Origin of the sequence: Blastomonas sp. CCH1-A6 (assembly GCF_001556365.1) — a bacterium.
GTDB classification, from domain to species: domain Bacteria; phylum Pseudomonadota; class Alphaproteobacteria; order Sphingomonadales; family Sphingomonadaceae; genus Blastomonas; species Blastomonas ursincola.
On record NZ_LSIS01000072.1, the window covers coordinates 1 to 17,280 of the forward strand.

The following is a 17,280-nucleotide window of genomic DNA, read 5'->3' on the forward strand; positions in this document are numbered from 1 at the left end:
AGAGACAGGCCGAGCATTTCCTGCGTGAGGCGCTGCACGCCTGGATCCTCGGCGATGCGCCGTTCACCGCCAAGCTGGTGCCCGATCAGGCAACCTATACCGAATATGATCAGCTGATGCGGCTCGCCGAATGGTATGGCCGCCAGGGGAGCGGCCAATGAGCGGCGGCAAGCCGGGCCTCCCGCCGCTGCAGGGCGATCAGGCGCTCGCGGTATCGCCCGCCGATCAGGTGTGGCTCAGCGCATCTGCCGGCACCGGCAAGACGCAGGTGCTGACCGCGCGCGTCTTCCGCCTGCTGCTCGAGCCGGGGGTGAATCCCGATGCGATCCTTTGCCTCACCTTTACCAAGGCGGGCGCGAGCGAGATGGCGAACCGCATCAATGCGCAGCTCGCCGCCTGGGTGCGGATGAGCGACACGGCGCTGGGCACAGATCTCCGGAGCATTGGGGCGAATTTCGATCCCGAGACGCTGACGCGCGCGCGCCGCCTGTTCGCCCGCGTGCTCGATGCGCCGCAGGGCGGGCTTCGCATCCAGACGATCCACAGCTTCTGCCAATCGCTGCTCGCGAGCTTTCCCGAAGAGGCGGGGCTCGCCCCCGGTTTCCGTCCGATCGAGGACCGCGACCGCATTCAGCTGGCGCGCGACACGCTGGGCGAGATGCTGGTCGATGCCGCGCAGCGGGGTGACATGCGGCTGTCCGCAAACCTCGAGGCGCTCAGCTTGAAACTGGGTGCAGAGGCGACCGAGGCCTTCCTGATGCGGTGCGCCGCCCGTCCCGATGCCATGGACGCGCTCAGGGGAGATATCCGCCCCTATCTCAACGCGGCGCTTGGCCTGAAAACCGACGAGGACGGCAGCGACCTCGCCCGGCTGTGCAGCGATGCGCTGTTCGATATCGCCAATCTCGAAGCACTGCAGGACAGCAATGTCCGCTGGGGCACCAAGACCGGGCTGGAGGTCGCGGCGAAGATCCAGGCCTGGCTCGACATGGACGAGGTTGCGCGGCTGCAGAATCTTGACCTGATCTGGCTCGCCGTCGCCAAGGCTGATGGCGATCCGCGCAAATGGGAGAGCTTTTCCGCCAAGGTCGATCCCGATTATTTCGACAAGGCCGAGAGCCTGTACAGCGACTGCAAGGCGCTGAAGGACCACGCCGCGCTCGTCGCCTTTTCGGGCGAATATGCCCGCGCGCTCGAGGTCGGGCGCGATTTTGCCTGGCGCTTTGCCGAGGCCAAGCGGCAGGCCGGGCTGCTCGATTTCGACGACCTGATCCGTGCAGCGGCCGATCTGCTCTCGGGCCGGACGATGGCGCAATGGATCGCGTTCAAGCTCGACCAGCGCTTCGACCATGTGCTGGTCGACGAGGCGCAGGATACCAATCCCAGCCAATGGGCGATCGTGAAGGGGCTGATCGACGACTATTTCAGCGGGCAGGGCAGCAAGCCGGACAGGTTCCGCACCCTGTTCACCGTCGGCGATTTCAAGCAGGCGATCTTCGGCTTCCAGGGCACGAGCCCGCAATATTATGCCGCCGCGCGTCTGCGCATCGGCGCGCAGGCGGAAGATGCCGGGCAGCCCTTTCTCGATCTCAGCCTGGATCGCAGCTTCCGTTCGACCCAGCCGGTGCTCGACATGGTCGATGCGGTGCTGGGCGATTTGGGGCCTGCCGCGCTCGGCATCATGGACGACACGCTCCCGCTGCACGAGGGACGCCAGGGACCGGGCATGGTCGAGCTGTGGCGTCCGATCGGCGAGGGGCTGGAAGAGCAGGACGAGGGTGGCGAGGGCGAGGATGCCGAGGAATGGCTTTCGGGTGCCGATCGCAAGTTCGCGCAGGGTCTCGCCGAGCGCATCGCGGGCTGGTTGCACCCGGAATCACCGACGCGGCTGTGGCTCGAGCGGCGTTCCGACGGCAAGCAGGGCTGGGCGGGCGCGGGCGACATCATGGTGCTGCTGCGCCGCCGCGGCGATCTCGCCTCGCTGATCGTCGCGCGGCTTTACGCGTCGGGCGTGCCGGTGGCGGGGATCGACCGGTTGCGGCTCGGCCAGCCACTGGCGGTGCAGGACCTGATCGCCGCGATCCGCTTTGCGCTGCAGCCGCTCGACGACCTGACCTGCGCGGCTCTGCTGGTCTCGCCGCTCGGCGGGTGGACGCAGGACGAATTGCTGGCGCACGGCTACCGGCCCGAGAAGCGCGCGCTCTGGCCGCATCTGCGCGATCAGGCGGAACATGACGAAGCGCTGCGCTCGAAGCTCGAACCGCTCTACGCGCTGCTCGGCATGGCCGATTTCGGCACGCCGTACGATTTCCTCGAACAGGTGCTGACCGGGCCGATCCAGGGGCGCGCAAAGCTGGTGTCGCGGCTCGGCGAAGAGGCGCTCGATCCGATCGCCGAACTGCTCGGCCTGGCCCAGAAATTCGCGTCCAGCCATGACGGCGGCTTGCAGGCGTTCCTGCACTGGTTCGATGCCGGCGACGAGGAGATCAAGCGCGAGCTTGCCGGGCAATCGGACATGGTGCGCGTGATGACCGTGCACGGCTCCAAGGGCCTGCAGGCGCCGATCGTGATCCTCGCCGATGCCTGTGTCGATCCGACGCGCAAGGTCGATTCGAGCTTCGACTGGCCGATCGAGATCGTCGGTCGCGACGTGAGCATCACCTTGCCGGTCTATTCGTTGCCCAAGGCGCAGCGGATAGGGCCGCTGGCCGAGGCGCACGACATCGCGCGCGAAGCCGATATGCAGGAGCACTGGCGGCTGCTCTATGTCGCGATGACGCGCGCGGCCGAACGGCTCTATGTTGGCGGCACGCTGGGCAAGAAGGCCAAGGAGCCGCCCGAGCAGAGCTGGTATGCCGCGATCGAGCGAAGCTTCATGGCGCTCGGCTGCGACTGGATCGACATGGGCGAGGGGGCCTGTCGGCGCTTCGGCAGCGACGCCGTGCCGGTGCCCCGCGCGGATGCGCCTCAGGCAGTGGAAACAGCCCCGGCGGAGGGCCTGCCCGACTGGGCGCTCAGGCCTGCCGCGCCCGAACAGCGGCCGCCGATCCCGCTCGCGCCCTCGTCGCTCGGCAAGGACGATGTCGCCAGCCCGCCGCTGTCCGGTCCCGATCGCGAGCGCGCCGCACAGCGCGGCCTCATCATGCACAGCCTGTTCGAGCGGCTTCCCGCTCTGGCTCAAGAGCAGCGGCGCGAGGCGGCGCGGCGCTGGCTGGCGCGGCAGCATGGCATCGCCGATCCGGCCGAGGCCGATGCGATCATCGATCCGGTCTGCGCGGTGATCGACCATCCCGATTTCGCCGATGTGTTCCGCGAGGATGCCCTTGCCGAAGCGCCGATCGCGGCGGTGGTGGGGCCGAATGTCGTCTCGGGCACGGTCGACCGGCTGCTGGTCGAGGAGACGCGGGTGCTGGTGGTCGATTTCAAGACCGGCCGCCGCCCGCCCGACTCGATCGAGCAGTTGCCGGTCGCGCATATCCGGCAGATGGCGGCCTATGTCGCGGCGTTGCGCCTGATCTTTCCGGGCCGCAGCGTTCAGGCGGGGCTGCTCTATACCGCCAGCCCGCGCCTTTTCCTGCTTCCAGACGAACTGCTGGCAGCCGCGAAGCTGGATTGAATCGACCGATATGAATAGTTTGGGCCGCGTGCGCTTGAGCCGCAGGACGCGACGGCCTACATCCACCCTCAAGTCACGAACAAGGAGTTTACCCCCATGGCAACCACTGCAGTCAGCGATGCGAGCTTCGAAGCCGATGTGCTGAAGTCCGACAAGCCCGTCCTGGTCGATTTCTGGGCCGAATGGTGCGGTCCGTGCAAGATGATCGGCCCGGCTCTCGAGGAGATCAGCGACGAACTCGCCGACAAGGTCACCATCGCAAAGATCAATATTGACGACAATCCCGATGCCCCGGCCAAGTACGGCGTGCGCGGCATTCCGACCATGATCCTGTTCGACAAGGGTCAGATCGTCGAGACCAAGGTCGGCGCCGCCCCCAAGAGCGCCCTCAAGAGCTGGCTCGAAGGCGCGCTCCCGGCCTGACAGCTTAAATGATGATCGCCGCTGCTTTGTCCCACATGGCTGGGCTGGCGGCGGCGAGCATGCCCCTGCGCTGGTCGCCGGGGCGATAGGGCGAACCGTCGAGCCGCGCGGCATGGCCGCCGGCCTCGAGCGTGAACAGCACGCCGGCAGCATGGTCCCAGGGCAAAGTGCGCTCGAACAGCGTCACGTCGTTCTGGCCCAGTACCAGCCGCGGATATTGCTCCGCTGCGCAGCGCGGGATGTCGACCATCGCGAACTTGCCGTCGATTGCTGCCGCCAGCGCGGCGCGGCGCGGCTCGTGAATGTATAGGGTCGAGATCGCGGCGATGGGTAGCGCCTCACCGCTTTCGCGCGCCAGCACGATCTCGTCGTTGATGAACGCACCGCCGCCGCGCACCGCATGGCACATGCGGTCGGCCAAGGGATCGTAGAGCCAGCCTGCCACCGTCTCGCCGCCCTCGACCAGCGCGATGATGATCCCGAATGGCGGGCGGCCGTGCGCGAAATTGTGCGTGCCGTCGATCGGGTCGATGATCCATGCGGTGCTGTCGTTGACACGCTCGATCAGCGCCGGATCTGCCGCCACTGCTTCCTCGCCGACGATGCTGGCACCCGGCAGGATTTCGGCCAGGCCCGCGCTCAGCCGCTTCTCGCTCTCCTTGTCGGCGATCGTCACCAAATCACCGGGCGTCTTCTCGGCAATCTGGTGCTGGGCGAGGTCCTGATAATGGTGCAGCACCACCTCGCGCGCGACGGTGCGGATCAGGGCGGAAACGGGGGCGTGGAGGGAATGGGTCATGTCAGCGGGATCATCACGTTGCGGGCATAGCCGGGGCGGACGATCAGCCGTTCGTACCAGCCGCGCAGATGCGGATAATCGCCGCCCGCCAGATTTAGCGCGAACCAGGTGTGCGCATAGGTACCCATCGGAATGTCGGCGATGCCGAAATTGTCTCCCGTGAGCCAGGGCTGGCTTGCCAGGCAATTCTCCAGAATGGCCATCATCCTGCCGGTTTCCTCGATGCCGTGCGCGATTACGGCAGGATCATGCGCTTCGGGCGGCTTGCGCACCAACATGAGAAAGACCTCGCGCTGGGCATCGGCATAGGCGAACTGCCAGTCCATCCACTTGTCGGCTGCGGCGCGCGTGCGCGGATCGGCGGGCCACAGATGCGGTGCGTAGGCCTCGGCCAGATAGCGCAGGATGGCGTTCGATTCCCACAGCACGAAGCCATCATCCTCGATCGTCGGGATAAGCGCATTGGGGTTGCGCGCCAGATAGGCTGCATCCATGCCGAACCTGCCGCCGACATCGTGGCGCAGGTAATCCAGGCCTATCTCCTCGGCCGCCCACACGACCTTCTTGACATTGTGCGAGTTGAGGCGGCCCCAGATGGTCAGCATGGCTCAGCTCCGGTAATCGGCGTTGATCGAGATATATCCGTGCGTCAGATCACAGGTCCACACCGTGGCGCGTCCCTGGCCCAGCCCGATATCGGCCTCGACCAGGATGTCGGCACCTTTCAGATGCGCGGCCACCGGCGCCTCGTCATAGCCCTGTACAACCATGCCTTGCGCGGCAACCTCGACCCCGCCGAAGCGGATCGACAGCAGGTCGCGCTCGGCAGGCTCTCCGGCCTTGCCGACCGCCATCACGACGCGGCCCCAATTGGCGTCCTCGCCCGCGATCGCGGTCTTGACCAGCGGCGAATTGGCGATCGACAGCGCGATGCGGTGCGCGCTTTCGTCCGACACCGCGCCGGTCACGCGGATCTCGATGAACTTGCTCGCGCCTTCGCCATCGCGCACCACCAGATGCGCCAGCTGGCGGCACAGATCGGTCAGCGCGGCGGCGAACGCATCGGCCCCGGTGCTGTCCATGCTCTCGATCCGGGCATGGTCGGCCTGGGCTGTAGCGAAGGCGAGCACGGTGTCGCTGGTCGAGGTGTCGTTATCGACGGTGATGCAGCTGAAGGTCCTGGCGTTCGCGGCGCTCAGCATCTGCTGCAGCAGCGCAGGCGCAATATTCGCATCGGTGAACACATAGCCCAGCATCGTCGCCATGTCGGGCGCGATCATGCCCGACCCCTTGATGACGCCAACAAGCTGCACCTTGGTGCCCCCGATCATCGCGCTCGTGGTCGCGGCCTTGGGGAAGGTATCGGTCGTGCCGATCGCATCGGTGAGCGCGCGCCAGTCGCAGGGCTCGGCGGTGAAGGCCGCCTCGAGCCCCGCGCGCGCCTTGTCCTGCGGAAGCGGTACACCGATCACGCCGGTGGCCGAGACGAAAATTTCCTCCGCAGCGCAGCCCAGCCGCGCCGCGGCGGTTTCGACCAGTAGCTGCACCGCCGCGCGGCCCTTGCCGCCGGTAAACGCATTGGAATTGCCCGCGCTGACGATCAGCGCGCGCGCCTGGCCGTGGGGCAGGGCGGCGCGGCACCATTCGACCTCGGGCGAGGGGCATTTGCTGGTGGTGGTGACGCCTGCCACACTGGTTTCCGGCACCAGCTCGACATAGCTCAGGTCACAGCGGTCCCATTCCTTGTAGCGCGCGCGGGCGACACGCGGCGTGACGCCGGCAATCGCCGGAAGATCGGGAAAGGGGAGCGCGAGCGGGGAAACCGGGTGAGTCATGTTGCCGTCCAGACCATGTAAGACTGGCTGCGGCCCTAATCGCTCTCCGGGCAAGTGCAAGCGCTTTGCCGGTGCATGCGGCAAAAGCGCTATAACTGCATCGATGTCAGGAAGCTGGTGCGGGCGGTCGGACTCGAACCGACACTCCTTGCGGAACCGGATTTTGAGTCCGGCGCGTCTACCATTTCACCACGCCCGCGTGTGGAGCGGCAGCCTATAGCGCCTTGCCCGCGTCAGGCAAGGCGCAAAAGCCGCCGCTCGATACGCGTCAGAGCTTCAGATCCCGCGCGATCGCCTTCTTCGTCGCATCGCCATAGGGCGGCAGGAAGCCGCCTAGCTTGGCGACATCGATGCGCGGCTGGCTATAGATCGCCTTGGCATGGCTGAACGTACGGAATCCGTCGATCCCGTGGTAATTGCCCATGCCCGAGTGGCCGACGCCGCCAAAGGGCAGGTCTTCCATCGCGACATGGAAGATCGTGTCGTTGAGCGTCACCCCACCCGAAACGGTCCGATCGGTGACCTTCTTGGCCTCGTCCTGGTTCTCGCCGAAATAGTAAAGCGCGAGCGGACGGTCGCGACCGTTGACGAATTCGATCGCCTCGTCGACCGTCGAATAGGTCTTCACCGGCAGGATGGGGCCGAAGATCTCGTCCTGCATCACCTTCATGTCGTCGGTGACGTTGCGAAGGATGTGCAGCGGCATCTTGCGGCTGTTGGCGGACTTGAAATCCTCGTTCGCCGGATTGACCTCGATCACCTCCGCGCCCTTTTCGCGTGCGTCCTCGAGATAGCCGGTCAGCCGCTGATGGTGCCGCTCGTTGACCACGGCGGTGTAATCGTCGTTGGTCAGCAGCGTGGGGTAGAGCGTCGCGGCGGACTGCTGGATATTCTCGATGATCTCGCGCTCGTCCTCACGGGGCACATAGAGATAATCGGGCGCGATGCAGATCTGCCCGGCATTGAGCATCTTGCCCATGGTGATCCGCTGCGCCGCCTTGGCCTTGTCCGCGCCGCGACCGATGATCGCGGGCGACTTGCCGCCCAGTTCGAGCGTGATCGGCACCAGGTTCTTGGCGGCGGCGCGCATGATATGGTGGCCGACACTGGTCGCGCCGGTGAAGATCAGATGGTTGAACGGCAGTTCCGAAAAGGCCTGGCCGACCTCGGGCCCGCCGGTGAAGAACGCGACCTCGCTCACGTCGAAATAGCGGGGCCCAAGCTCCGCAAGCAGGTTCGAGGTATTCTCGGTATATTCACTGTTCTTGATCATCACCCGGTTGCCGGCGGCCAGCGCGCCGATCGCGGGGGTGAGGCACAGCTGGATCGGGAAGTTCCACGGCGCGATCACGCCGACCACGCCGAGCGGCTGATATTCGACCCGCGCGCGCGCCCCAAGCAGGCCGAGCGGGAACTGGACCGGGCGCTTCTCGGGCTTGGCCCAATCGTCCATGTGCTTGAGCGCGTGCCGGGCGCAGTTGAGCACCGCTACGATATCGGTCATCTTCGATTGATCGGCGCTGCGATGGCCGAAATCCTCGCTCATGGCGGCGACCAGCGCGTCGCCATTGTCGTGCACCAGCTTCATCAGCCGCCGGATGCGGTCCTTGCGCGCCGCCATCGGCACCGGCAGTTCGGCGAGAAACGCCTTTTTCTGCCGCTCGAGAATCTCTTCAAGCTGGTCCGCCCTCAGCGGTGCGTCTGCCAAAGTCGCCATTCATCGTCTCCCGGTTAGCTGTTTGCCCCAAGGTGTATCGCGATAGGTTGCGAATTGAAATTTCTTTTGTGCGCGCCGCGCTCAGGCCGTTATTTCGGCGGCGTGAGCTTCAGCAGTCGGCCCTGCGATCCGCGCGCGCCGTCTTCCAGCAGCCAGATCGCCCCATCCGGCCCCTGTTCGACCTCGCGGATGCGGCCTTCCATCGTCCAGTTGTCCGCCTTTTCGGCCTTGTCGCCGTCGAGCTTCACGCGGACCAGCGCCTGGCCACCAAGCGCACCGATAAACGCACTGCCCTTCCAGGCGGGGAACAGGTCGCCCGAATAGATCATCAGGCTGCCCGGCGAGATGGCGGGGTTCCAGAACACCTTGGGCGGCTCGAAGCCGTCGCCTGGCGCGTGGTCGGGAATGTCCTTGCCGTCATAATGATCGCCGTTGGACACCTTGGGATAGCCGTAATTCGCGCCGCGCTTGACGAGGTTGAGCTCGTCGCCGCCCTTGGGGCCCATTTCCAGCTCCCACAGGTTCCCTGTGCCGTCGAATGCGAGCCCCAGCGGATTGCGATGGCCCCAGGACCAGGCCTGCGCCTTGATGCGGCCCTGATCATACATCGGATTGTCCGAAGGGATGCCGCCTGTCGGCGTCAGCCGGATCACCTTGCCGAGATTCTGATCGAGATCCTGCGCCGGATCGAACTTCTGCCGCTCGCCCGAAGAGATGTACATCATGCCATCGGGACCGAAGGCGATGCGATGGCCGTAATGGCCCTTGCCCGAAACCTTGGGCTCCTGCCGCCAGATGACCTGCAGGCCCTTGAGCGAGGCCGCGCCGTCATTGGCCATGACCAGCTTGGCGCGCGCGACGGCCGCGCCGCTGGTATCGCCATCGCCCGCCTCGGCGAAGCTGAGATAGACATAGCCGTCATTGACGAAATCGGGCGAGAGCACGACATCGCCCAGGCCGCCCTGGCCGCCATAGGCGACGGTGGGCGTGCCGCTGACATCGACCGAGCTGATCTTGCCATCGGCGGCGAAGGTCACGAGCTTGAGCTTGCCCTTCTTCTCGGTGACCAGCGCGCGGCCATCGGGCAGGAAGGTCATCGCCCAGGGTTCGTCGAACTGGCCAACCACGGTGGTTTCGAACGGAATGGTATCGACCGGCGAGATCGCCGCGACCGCTTGCGTTTCCTCTCCGCTGGCCTCGGCCTTGTCGCTGCTGTTGCAGGCGATCAAGGCAAGCGGCAGCGCCGCGCAAAGGGTCAGTCGGTGCATCTGGGTCACTCCGTTCATCATGGGTCTGATCATCGCCATCCGGGTCAAGATTGCAAACGATTCGGGTAGAGTTATGGAATGGTGGCGGGGCCTTGCGGTCGCAAGGGGCATGCGGCACAGACGCGTCATGACGGTGGCCGGTTCCCCAACATTTGATAATGTCACGATTGTCGCGGGTGTTGACGAGGCGGGCAGGGGACCGCTCGCCGGGCCGGTGGTTGCTGCGGCGGTGATCCTGTGTCCTGATGGCATAGCGGGGCTCGCCGACAGCAAGACATTGAGCTTTGCCAGGCGCGAGAAGCTCGAAGCGCTGATCCGCGAGCGCTGCACGTTCGGCATCGGCCTGGCGAGCGTCGAGGAGATCGACAGCATCAATATCCTGCAGGCGACGATGCTCGCCATGACCCGCGCGGTCGAGGCGCTGGGGCAGGAGCCGCATCAGGTGCTGGTAGATGGCAACCGTCTGCCCAAGTGGCGCTACCGCGCGCGGGCGATCGTCAAGGGCGATGCGCTGCACCCGTGCATCTCCGCCGCGTCGATCCTCGCCAAGCAGGAGCGCGACCGAATGATGCGCGCCGCTGCCATCGATCACCCGCATTATGGCTGGGATCGCAACATGGGTTATGGGACCGCCGAGCATCTGGCGGCATTGCGTTTGTACGGTCCCACTCCGCTCCACCGCCGCAGCTTCGCTCCGGTGGCGCAGGCCTGTCTGCTGTAACCTGAAAAAAATGCGCCCCGAGTCTTCGCGGCAACACCACCAGTGGTTGAGTCCCGGTTCGTTAACGGGACTCAATATGTGGATTTGGACTCATATTGTTCCGCATGGCAAACCCCCGTTAACCATTTGAACACCCGGATTCCCTAGGGTTTTGGCCTTGACCGATGGTCGCCAAGGACTCATTCAGGGCCTCGTTCCACGGGGTTAGCGGGGGTTTAAGATGGTTCAGATCGGCGAAATGCTTGCGCCAGCAAAGCGCACTCTCAAGGCGCCGCCGCGTGCCCGGGGCGCGGCGCGTCCGCCGCTGCCGCTCAACCAGATATTGAAGGGCGACTGCATCGAGGAGATGCGGCGCCTGCCGACCGCGTCGGTCGACATGATCTTCGCCGATCCGCCGTACAACCTCCAGCTCGGCGGCGATCTCTACCGCCCCGAAGGCAGCCGCGTCGATGCGGTCGACAATGACTGGGACAAGTTCGACACCTTCGCCGCCTATGACCGCTTCACCCGCGAATGGATGACCGAGGCGCGCCGCATCCTCAAGCCCGACGGCTCGCTCTGGGTGATCGGCAGCTATCACAACATCTTCCGCTGTGGCGCGACGCTGCAGGATCTCGGCTTCTGGATCCTCAACGACATCGTCTGGCGCAAGGCCAACCCGATGCCCAATTTCCGCGGCACGCGCTTCACCAACGCGCACGAGACGCTGATCTGGGCGTCGCGCGACGAGAAGTCGAAATACACGTTCAACTATCGCGCGATGAAGACGCTCAACGACGAGCTGCAGATGCGCTCGGACTGGGTGCTGCCGATCTGTGGCGGCCAGGAGCGATTGAAGCGCGGCGGCACCAAGGCGCACCCGACGCAGAAGCCCGAGGCGCTGCTCTATCGCATCCTGCTTGCCTGCACCAATCCGGGCGATGTCGTGCTCGATCCGTTCTTCGGCACCGGCACTACCGGCGCGGTCGCCAAGCGGCTGGGCCGCGACTGGATCGGCTGCGAGCGCGATCCCATCTATTGCGAAGTCGCCGAAGAACGCATCGCCGCTGCGCTGCCGCTCGATGAATCGGGCTTGAAGACCATGCAGTCGCCCAAGAGCCAGCCGCGCGTCGCCTTCGGCACCTTGGTCGAGACCGGCTATGTCCCCGTCGGCACCAAGGTGTGCGACAAGGCGCGCAAGCATTTTGCCACGATCCGCGCCGATGGTTCGCTGCTTTCGGGCGATCAGAGCGGATCGATCCACAAGCTCGGCGCGCTGCTGCAGAATGCGCCGTCGTGCAACGGCTGGACCTGGTGGCATATCGAGAGCGATGACGGCCTGAAGCCGCTCGACAGCCTGCGCCAGACCTATCTGCTCGCCACCGAACCGTGATGAACGCCGCGCGCGTCTATGTGCGGCCCGTCGGGCTGGCGGAAAGTCCGCAGACCTTTGAGGGTGCGACGATCCGGCTGGGGCACAGCCTGGTCTGGTGCCATCTGCTGGCGCTCGAAAGCTATGCGGGCGGCAAGCTGGTCGCGCGGCAGATCGTGCCGGTCGATCGCCTTGCCGAGGCGCTGAATGCGCTGCCTGCCGATCAGGCCGAGCGCGCGCAGGCCCAGCTCGCCAATCTGTCGCGCATGCATGCCCCGCTGACGCTGGGGGAACGCGTGCTGCGCTTCGACCAGCCGCAGGTCATGGGCATATTGAACGTCACGCCCGATAGCTTTTCCGACGGCGGGCGCTTTACCGACGATCCCGCGCAGGCGGCGGACGCGGGTTTTGCGATGCTGACTGCGGGCGCCTCGCTGATCGATATCGGCGGCGAATCCACCCGGCCCGAAGCGCCGGTGGTGTGGGAGGGCGACGAGATCGCGCGCGTCGTCCCCGCGATCAGGGCACTCGCGCATAGCGGTGCGATCCTCTCGGTCGATACCCGCAAGGCCGCCGTCATGGAAGCGGCGCTGGAGGCCGGCGCGCATATCGTCAACGATGTCTCGGCGCTGCTGTACGATACCCAGGCGCTCGATGTCGTGGTGCGTTCGGGCTGCCCGGTGGTACTGATGCACGCGCCATCGCAGGGCGCGAACCCGCATGCGGGCGGTGGCTATGGCCATGTCGTCACGGATGTGTTCGACTGGCTCGAGGCGCGCGTCGCCGCCGTTGTCGCGGCGGGCGTGGCGCGCGAGAAGGTCATCGTCGATCCGGGCATCGGTTTCGGCAAGTCGCTCGCCGACAATCTCGCGCTGATCAACGCGCTGCCTCTGTTCCACGCGCTCGGCCAGCCGATCCTGTTTGGCGCGAGCCGCAAGCGCATGATCGGCGCATTGTCGAACGAGGCCCCGGTCGATGCCCGGCTGGGCGGATCGGTCGCGCTGGCGATGAGCGCGATCGGCAGCGGCGCGCAGATCGTGCGCGTGCACGACGTCCCCGAAACCGTCCAGGCCGCCCGCGTCTGGCGTGGCCTGCGCGATGCCGCCTTGACGGTGCCGGGGCTCGACTGACAGAGGGCTGTCATGACCAGCTTCGTCCTCTCCATCGCCATGCTGACCTCGATCGCGCTCGTCTTCGGCGCGATCGCGCTCTTCCGCCGCGGCCAGCGCAAGCAGCCCGCGCTGATGCTGGTGCTGGCGGTGGTGATGATCGCCAATGTCGTGATCTGGTCGATCCCGACGAAGAGCGGACAATCGCTGGCAGAGACGCAAGCGCCGGAGTGATTCCCAACCACCTCCGCTCATCCTGAGCCGCGGGCTTTAGCCCGCGAACTCGAAGGACCCGCGCCCACGCAGGCCGTCTTGCGGGGCCTTGGACAGGCTCAGGCTGAGCTGAGGTGGTGGTCCATTGCTGCACTGGTAACGGATATTGCACCAGGATATGAGCGGCAGCGCTGTTTACAGACCCTGCAGAATTGATAATTTCAACTCTTATGGCTTTCCAGCGCCCTATTGTACCAAGCATTGCCCTCGAGCGGATTTGCTTCACATTCGCTTTGGTAGCGTTGCTGCTCATGGCAGTCTATTTTCTCTGGCAGCTGAGCTTGGGGAGGTTGGTTGTGTCCCAACTGCCTGAGCTGGTGTTGGTGGTGGCTTTTGCGATCCTACCGTCGGTCTGCCTTGGATTATGGCTGCGATATAGGCGACAACGCAAAATTCTAGCGCTGCGTGAACATGAGCACATTTTGCGGCAGATAACTGGCAATTAGATTTCACGTCTTTCATACTGTGGCTAATGGCCCTGCCACAAAGAAACCCCGGACATCGCTGCCCGGGGCTCCCTCATTCATCTAACGCACCACCCGCTCATTTCACATCGAACCGGTCGGCGTTCATCACCTTCACCCAGGCGGCGATGAAGTCCTGCACGAACTTCAGCTCGTTGCCGCGCTCGGCATAGACTTCGGACACCGCGCGCAGTTGCGAGTTGGAGCCGAAGACCAGATCGGTGCGCGTTGCGTGCCAGCGGGTTTCGCCGGTGGCGCGGTCGGTCCCGATGAACTCCTCGTCACCGCTCTCGTCGACGGTCTTCCAGGCCGTGCGCATGTCGAGCAGATTGACGAAGAAGTCGTTGGTCAGCAGGCCCGGACGGTCGGTGAGCACGCCCTTGCTGCTGTTGCCGGCATTGGCCCCCAGCACGCGCAGGCCCGCCACCAGCACCGCCATTTGCGGGATCGAAAGGCCGAGCAGATGCGCGCGGTCGAGCATGATCTCCTCGGTCTTCACCGTCTGCTTCGTGGCGAGATAGTTGCGGAAGGCATCGGCGCGCGGTTCGAGCGGCTCGAAGCTCTCGGCATCGGTCTGCTCTGCGCTCGCATCGCCGCGACCGCCAAGGAACGGCACCGTGACATCGAAGCCCGCATCCCGCGCCGCCTTCTCGACCGCCGCGCTGCCCGCCAGCACAATGGCATCGGCCACCGACAGGGGCCCACGCAGTTCCTCGATCTTGGCGAGTACCGTCGCCAGCTCCGCCGGATCGTTGACCGCCCAGTCCTTTTGCGGGGCGAGGCGGACGCGCGCGCCATTGGCACCGCCGCGATGGTCGCTGCGGCGATAGGTCGAGGCCGAGGCCCAGGCCGCCTTGATCAGCGCGCTCATCGGCAGGCCGCTCGCCAGGATCGCCGTCTTGAAGGCTTCGATCGCCGTATCCGAAGGCATGGTGCCTGCAGGCACCGGATCCTGCCAGATCAGGTCCTCTGCCGGGACTTCGGGGCCGAGATAGCGGACCTTGGGACCCATGTCGCGATGCGTCAGCTTGAACCAGGCGCGGGCAAAGGCATCGTCGAGCGCCGCCTGATCGTCGCGGAAGCGTTCGGATATCTTGCGATAGGCCGGGTCCATCTTCAGCGCCATGTCGGCGGTGGTCATCATCGTCGGCACCTTCTTCGAAGGATCGCGCGCATCGGGCGCCATGTCTTCGGGGTCCGGGTTGATCGGCTGCCATTGGTGCGCACCCGCCGGGCTGCGCACCAGCTCATAGTCATACTTGAACAGCAGGCGGAAATAGTCGCCGCCCCATTGCGTGGGGTTGGGCGTCCACGCGCCTTCGATGCCGGAGGTGGTGATATGGCCGCGCTCGATCTGCTCGGCATCGGTTGCCCAGCCGAAGCCCATCAGCTGCATCGCCTCGGATTCGGGCGCACCGCTCAGCTGGTCGGGAGGCACCGCGCCGTGCGCCTTGCCGAAGGCATGGCCCCCGGCGGTCAGCGCGACGGTTTCCTCGTCGTTCATCGCCATGCGCTCGAACGTGATGCGCATGTCGCGCGCCGACTGCAGCGGATCGGGCACGCCGCCCGGACCTTCGGGATTCACGTAAATGAGGCCCATCTGGATCGCAGCGAGCGGTGCTTCGAGCTCCCATCCCTTGTCGGGCTGGATGCGGGTTTCCGCGCCGGTATCGACCCAGGCTTCCTCGGTGCCCCAATAGACGTCGCGCTCGGGCTCGAACACGTCGGCGCGGCCGCCGCCAAAGCCGAAGACCGGACCGCCCATCGATTCGATCGCGACATTGCCGGTCAGGATGAACAGGTCTGCCCAGCTGATGTGCTTGCCGTATTTCTGCTTGATCGGCCAGAGCAGCCGGCGCGCCTTGTCGAGATTGCCGTTATCGGGCCAGCTGTTGAGCGGGGCGAAGCGCTGCTGCCCGCTGCTCGATCCGCCGCGGCCATCAGCGGTGCGATAGGTGCCTGCAGAGTGCCAGGCCATGCGGATGAAGAAGGGGCCGTAATGACCGTAATCCGCCGGCCACCAGGGCTGCGAGTCGGTCATCAGGGCATGCAGATCGGCCTTGAGCGCCTGGTAGTCCAGCTGCTTGAACGCCTCGGCATAATCGAAATCCGGGCCCATCGGGTCGGGCGAGGTGCCGTTCTGCGTCAGGATGTCGAGCTGCAATGCATCGGGCCACCAGTCGCGATTGGTCCGCCCCAGCAGCGCGCGGACGCCGCCATCCTTGCCCGAGAACGGGCAGTTTCCGCCCATGCCACTTGTCTTCATGTCCATCGCGCATCTCCTTCATCGAACGAATGACGCTAACATAGGAAAGTTCCATGAACGGCTGAAACGATCAAACTATGTCAGTTCAATCGACATGGTCGATCAAAACAGGACGACGACGCAACGCGACAAGGCCCGGCAAGCCGGGTTCGACACGAATATCAGGATCGATACGAGGAAATGGTCGGGGAGAGAGGATTCGAACCTCCGGCCCCTGCCTCCCGAAGACAGTGCTCTACCAGGCTGAGCTACTCCCCGACCCAGACTTCATGGTGCCTTGCGGCGCCTGGGAGGCAGGGGCGTGCCTATAGCCACGGGTTTCGAAGACTGCAAGCGGCCTTTTGCGCTTTTCTTGTCGGCCCCGCGTTGGCGGAGCTTCGAGGCCCGTGCTAGGCATGCGCGCATGGAAACAGCAGTGCAGAGTCGCGCGCCACAAGCGGCAGCGCAGGATCATTTCGAATGGCAATATCTCGACCTCATGCGCCAGGTCTGGACGCGCGGGCATGAGCGATCCGACCGCACCGGCGTCGGTACTCGCTCGGTCTTCGGGGCCAATATGCGCTTCGATCTTTCGGACGAGGCGATTCCGCTGCTCACCACCAAGCGCGTCTACTGGAAGGCGGCCGCGCGCGAGATGCTGTGGTTCCTGTCCGGGGAGACGAATATCCGCCCGCTGGTCGAGCAGGGGGTGCATATCTGGACCGACTGGCCACTGGATGCCTATCGCAAGGCGACGGGCGAGACGATCGATCGCGATGCCTTCGAGGCGCGAATCATTGCCGACGCCGATTTCGCGGCCCGATGGGGCGATCTCGGCCCGGTCTATGGCAAGCAATGGGTCGACTGGCCGGTTTACGAGCCGGTGGGCGAGGGGCTGTTCCGCCAACGCGAACGGGGCATCAACCAGATCGCCGAGCTCGTCGAGAGCCTTCGTCACAATCCCGGATCGCGCCGCCACATCTTCGAGGGCTGGAACGTCGCCGAGCTCGACCGGATGGCGTTGCCGCCCTGCCACAAGACCTATCAGTTCTTCGTTGCCGACGGAAAGCTCACCGGCCTGCTCTACCAGCGCTCGTGCGATCTCGCGCTGGGCGTGCCGTTTAACATCTTCTCCGCCGCGCTGATCACGCGGATGCTGGCGCAGCAATGCGATCTGGAGCCGGCCGAACTGATCTGGAACGGCGGCGATGTGCACCTGTATATGAACCATGAAGCGCTGGTCGAAACCCAGCTGGCGCGCACGCCTTCCGGCGCGCCGAAGCTGGTGATTACCCGGCGGCCCGACAGCATTTTCGACTACCGTGTAGAGGATTTCGAGGTCCGCGACTATGCGCCCCAGGCGCATATCGCCGCCCCCGTCGCGGTGTGAAGGGCAGCACTATTGACCTATCGCGAATCTTGAAATAATATGTCGGGGTAGGGCAATTAGTCGAAAGGC

Annotated in this window: 13 protein-coding genes and 2 tRNA genes; 7 read left to right on the plus strand and 8 right to left on the minus strand. The window is 65.2% G+C overall.

Annotation, left to right across the window (positions count from 1 at the left end; all coding sequences use genetic code 11):
- Window positions 1–157: 157 nt before the first annotated feature.
- Window positions 158–3,616: a double-strand break repair helicase AddA gene (gene addA, locus AX735_RS02720; protein ID WP_066275170.1), complete on the plus strand. Its 3,459-nt coding sequence runs from the start codon at window positions 158–160 to the stop codon at window positions 3,614–3,616.
- 96 nt (window positions 3,617–3,712) lie between these two features.
- Entirely contained in the window at window positions 3,713–4,039 is a 327-nt protein-coding gene (gene trxA / locus AX735_RS02725; protein ID WP_023839553.1) for a thioredoxin, read from the plus strand.
- A gap of 4 nt (window positions 4,040–4,043) precedes the next feature.
- Here trxA and AX735_RS02730 read toward each other — a convergent pair whose 3' ends face one another.
- From AX735_RS02730 to AX735_RS02755, 6 genes are all read right to left on the minus strand, one after another.
- Window positions 4,044–4,838: an inositol monophosphatase family protein gene (locus AX735_RS02730; RefSeq protein ID WP_066275173.1), complete on the minus strand. Its 795-nt coding sequence runs from the start codon at window positions 4,836–4,838 to the stop codon at window positions 4,044–4,046.
- Entirely contained in the window at window positions 4,835–5,443 is a 609-nt protein-coding gene (locus AX735_RS02735) for a glutathione S-transferase family protein (protein WP_066275175.1), read from the minus strand. The genes AX735_RS02730 and AX735_RS02735 overlap by 4 nt, the downstream gene beginning before the upstream one ends.
- Before the next feature lie 3 nt (window positions 5,444–5,446).
- On the minus strand, window positions 5,447–6,673 hold the full coding sequence (gene argJ / locus AX735_RS02740) for a bifunctional glutamate N-acetyltransferase/amino-acid acetyltransferase ArgJ (RefSeq protein ID WP_066275177.1): 1,227 nt from the start codon (window positions 6,671–6,673) through the stop codon (window positions 5,447–5,449).
- 115 nt (window positions 6,674–6,788) lie between these two features.
- Window positions 6,789–6,872: transfer RNA gene (locus AX735_RS02745), tRNA-Leu, on the minus strand.
- Window positions 6,873–6,941: 69 nt separating this feature from the next.
- Window positions 6,942–8,390 carry a coniferyl aldehyde dehydrogenase gene (locus AX735_RS02750; RefSeq protein ID WP_066275184.1) on the minus strand — a complete coding sequence of 483 codons (1,449 nt, stop codon included), beginning with the start codon at window positions 8,388–8,390 and terminating at the stop codon, window positions 6,942–6,944.
- 89 nt (window positions 8,391–8,479) lie between these two features.
- A complete protein-coding gene (locus tag AX735_RS02755; protein ID WP_082750895.1) occupies window positions 8,480–9,658 on the minus strand; it encodes a PQQ-dependent sugar dehydrogenase in 1,179 nt (392 codons plus the stop codon).
- A gap of 109 nt (window positions 9,659–9,767) precedes the next feature.
- Between AX735_RS02755 and AX735_RS02760 the strand changes: the two genes are divergently transcribed.
- The 4 genes from AX735_RS02760 to AX735_RS02775 all read left to right on the plus strand — a co-directional run bounded on the left by AX735_RS02760 (window position 9,768) and on the right by AX735_RS02775 (window position 13,073).
- The gene (locus tag AX735_RS02760) at window positions 9,768–10,379 is read left to right on the plus strand and encodes a ribonuclease HII (RefSeq protein ID WP_082750896.1); all 612 of its coding nucleotides are present in this window, start codon (window positions 9,768–9,770) and stop codon (window positions 10,377–10,379) included.
- Between the two features lie 229 nt (window positions 10,380–10,608).
- A complete protein-coding gene (locus AX735_RS02765; RefSeq protein ID WP_446471768.1) occupies window positions 10,609–11,751 on the plus strand; it encodes a DNA methyltransferase in 1,143 nt (380 codons plus the stop codon).
- Complete coding sequence (gene folP, locus AX735_RS02770; protein ID WP_066275195.1) at window positions 11,751–12,860, plus strand: dihydropteroate synthase; 1,110 nt, start codon at window positions 11,751–11,753, stop codon at window positions 12,858–12,860. Before AX735_RS02765 ends, folP begins: the two co-directional genes overlap by 1 nt.
- Window positions 12,861–12,872: 12 nt before the next feature.
- Window positions 12,873–13,073 (plus strand): hypothetical protein, encoded by a 201-nt coding sequence (locus AX735_RS02775; protein WP_066275197.1) that lies wholly within the window; start codon window positions 12,873–12,875, stop codon window positions 13,071–13,073.
- A gap of 582 nt (window positions 13,074–13,655) precedes the next feature.
- On the opposite strand, the gene katG is transcribed toward AX735_RS02775, so the two are convergent.
- Together katG and AX735_RS02790 are read right to left on the minus strand one after the other, a co-directional pair.
- The gene (katG, locus tag AX735_RS02785) at window positions 13,656–15,848 is read right to left on the minus strand and encodes a catalase/peroxidase HPI (RefSeq protein ID WP_066275201.1); all 2,193 of its coding nucleotides are present in this window, start codon (window positions 15,846–15,848) and stop codon (window positions 13,656–13,658) included.
- A gap of 175 nt (window positions 15,849–16,023) precedes the next feature.
- Window positions 16,024–16,100, minus strand: a tRNA-Pro gene (locus AX735_RS02790).
- Window positions 16,101–16,245: 145 nt separating this feature from the next.
- Here AX735_RS02790 and AX735_RS02795 point away from each other — a divergent pair.
- On the plus strand, window positions 16,246–17,211 hold the full coding sequence (locus AX735_RS02795) for a thymidylate synthase (RefSeq protein ID WP_066275203.1): 966 nt from the start codon (window positions 16,246–16,248) through the stop codon (window positions 17,209–17,211).
- Window positions 17,212–17,280 lie beyond the last annotated feature (69 nt).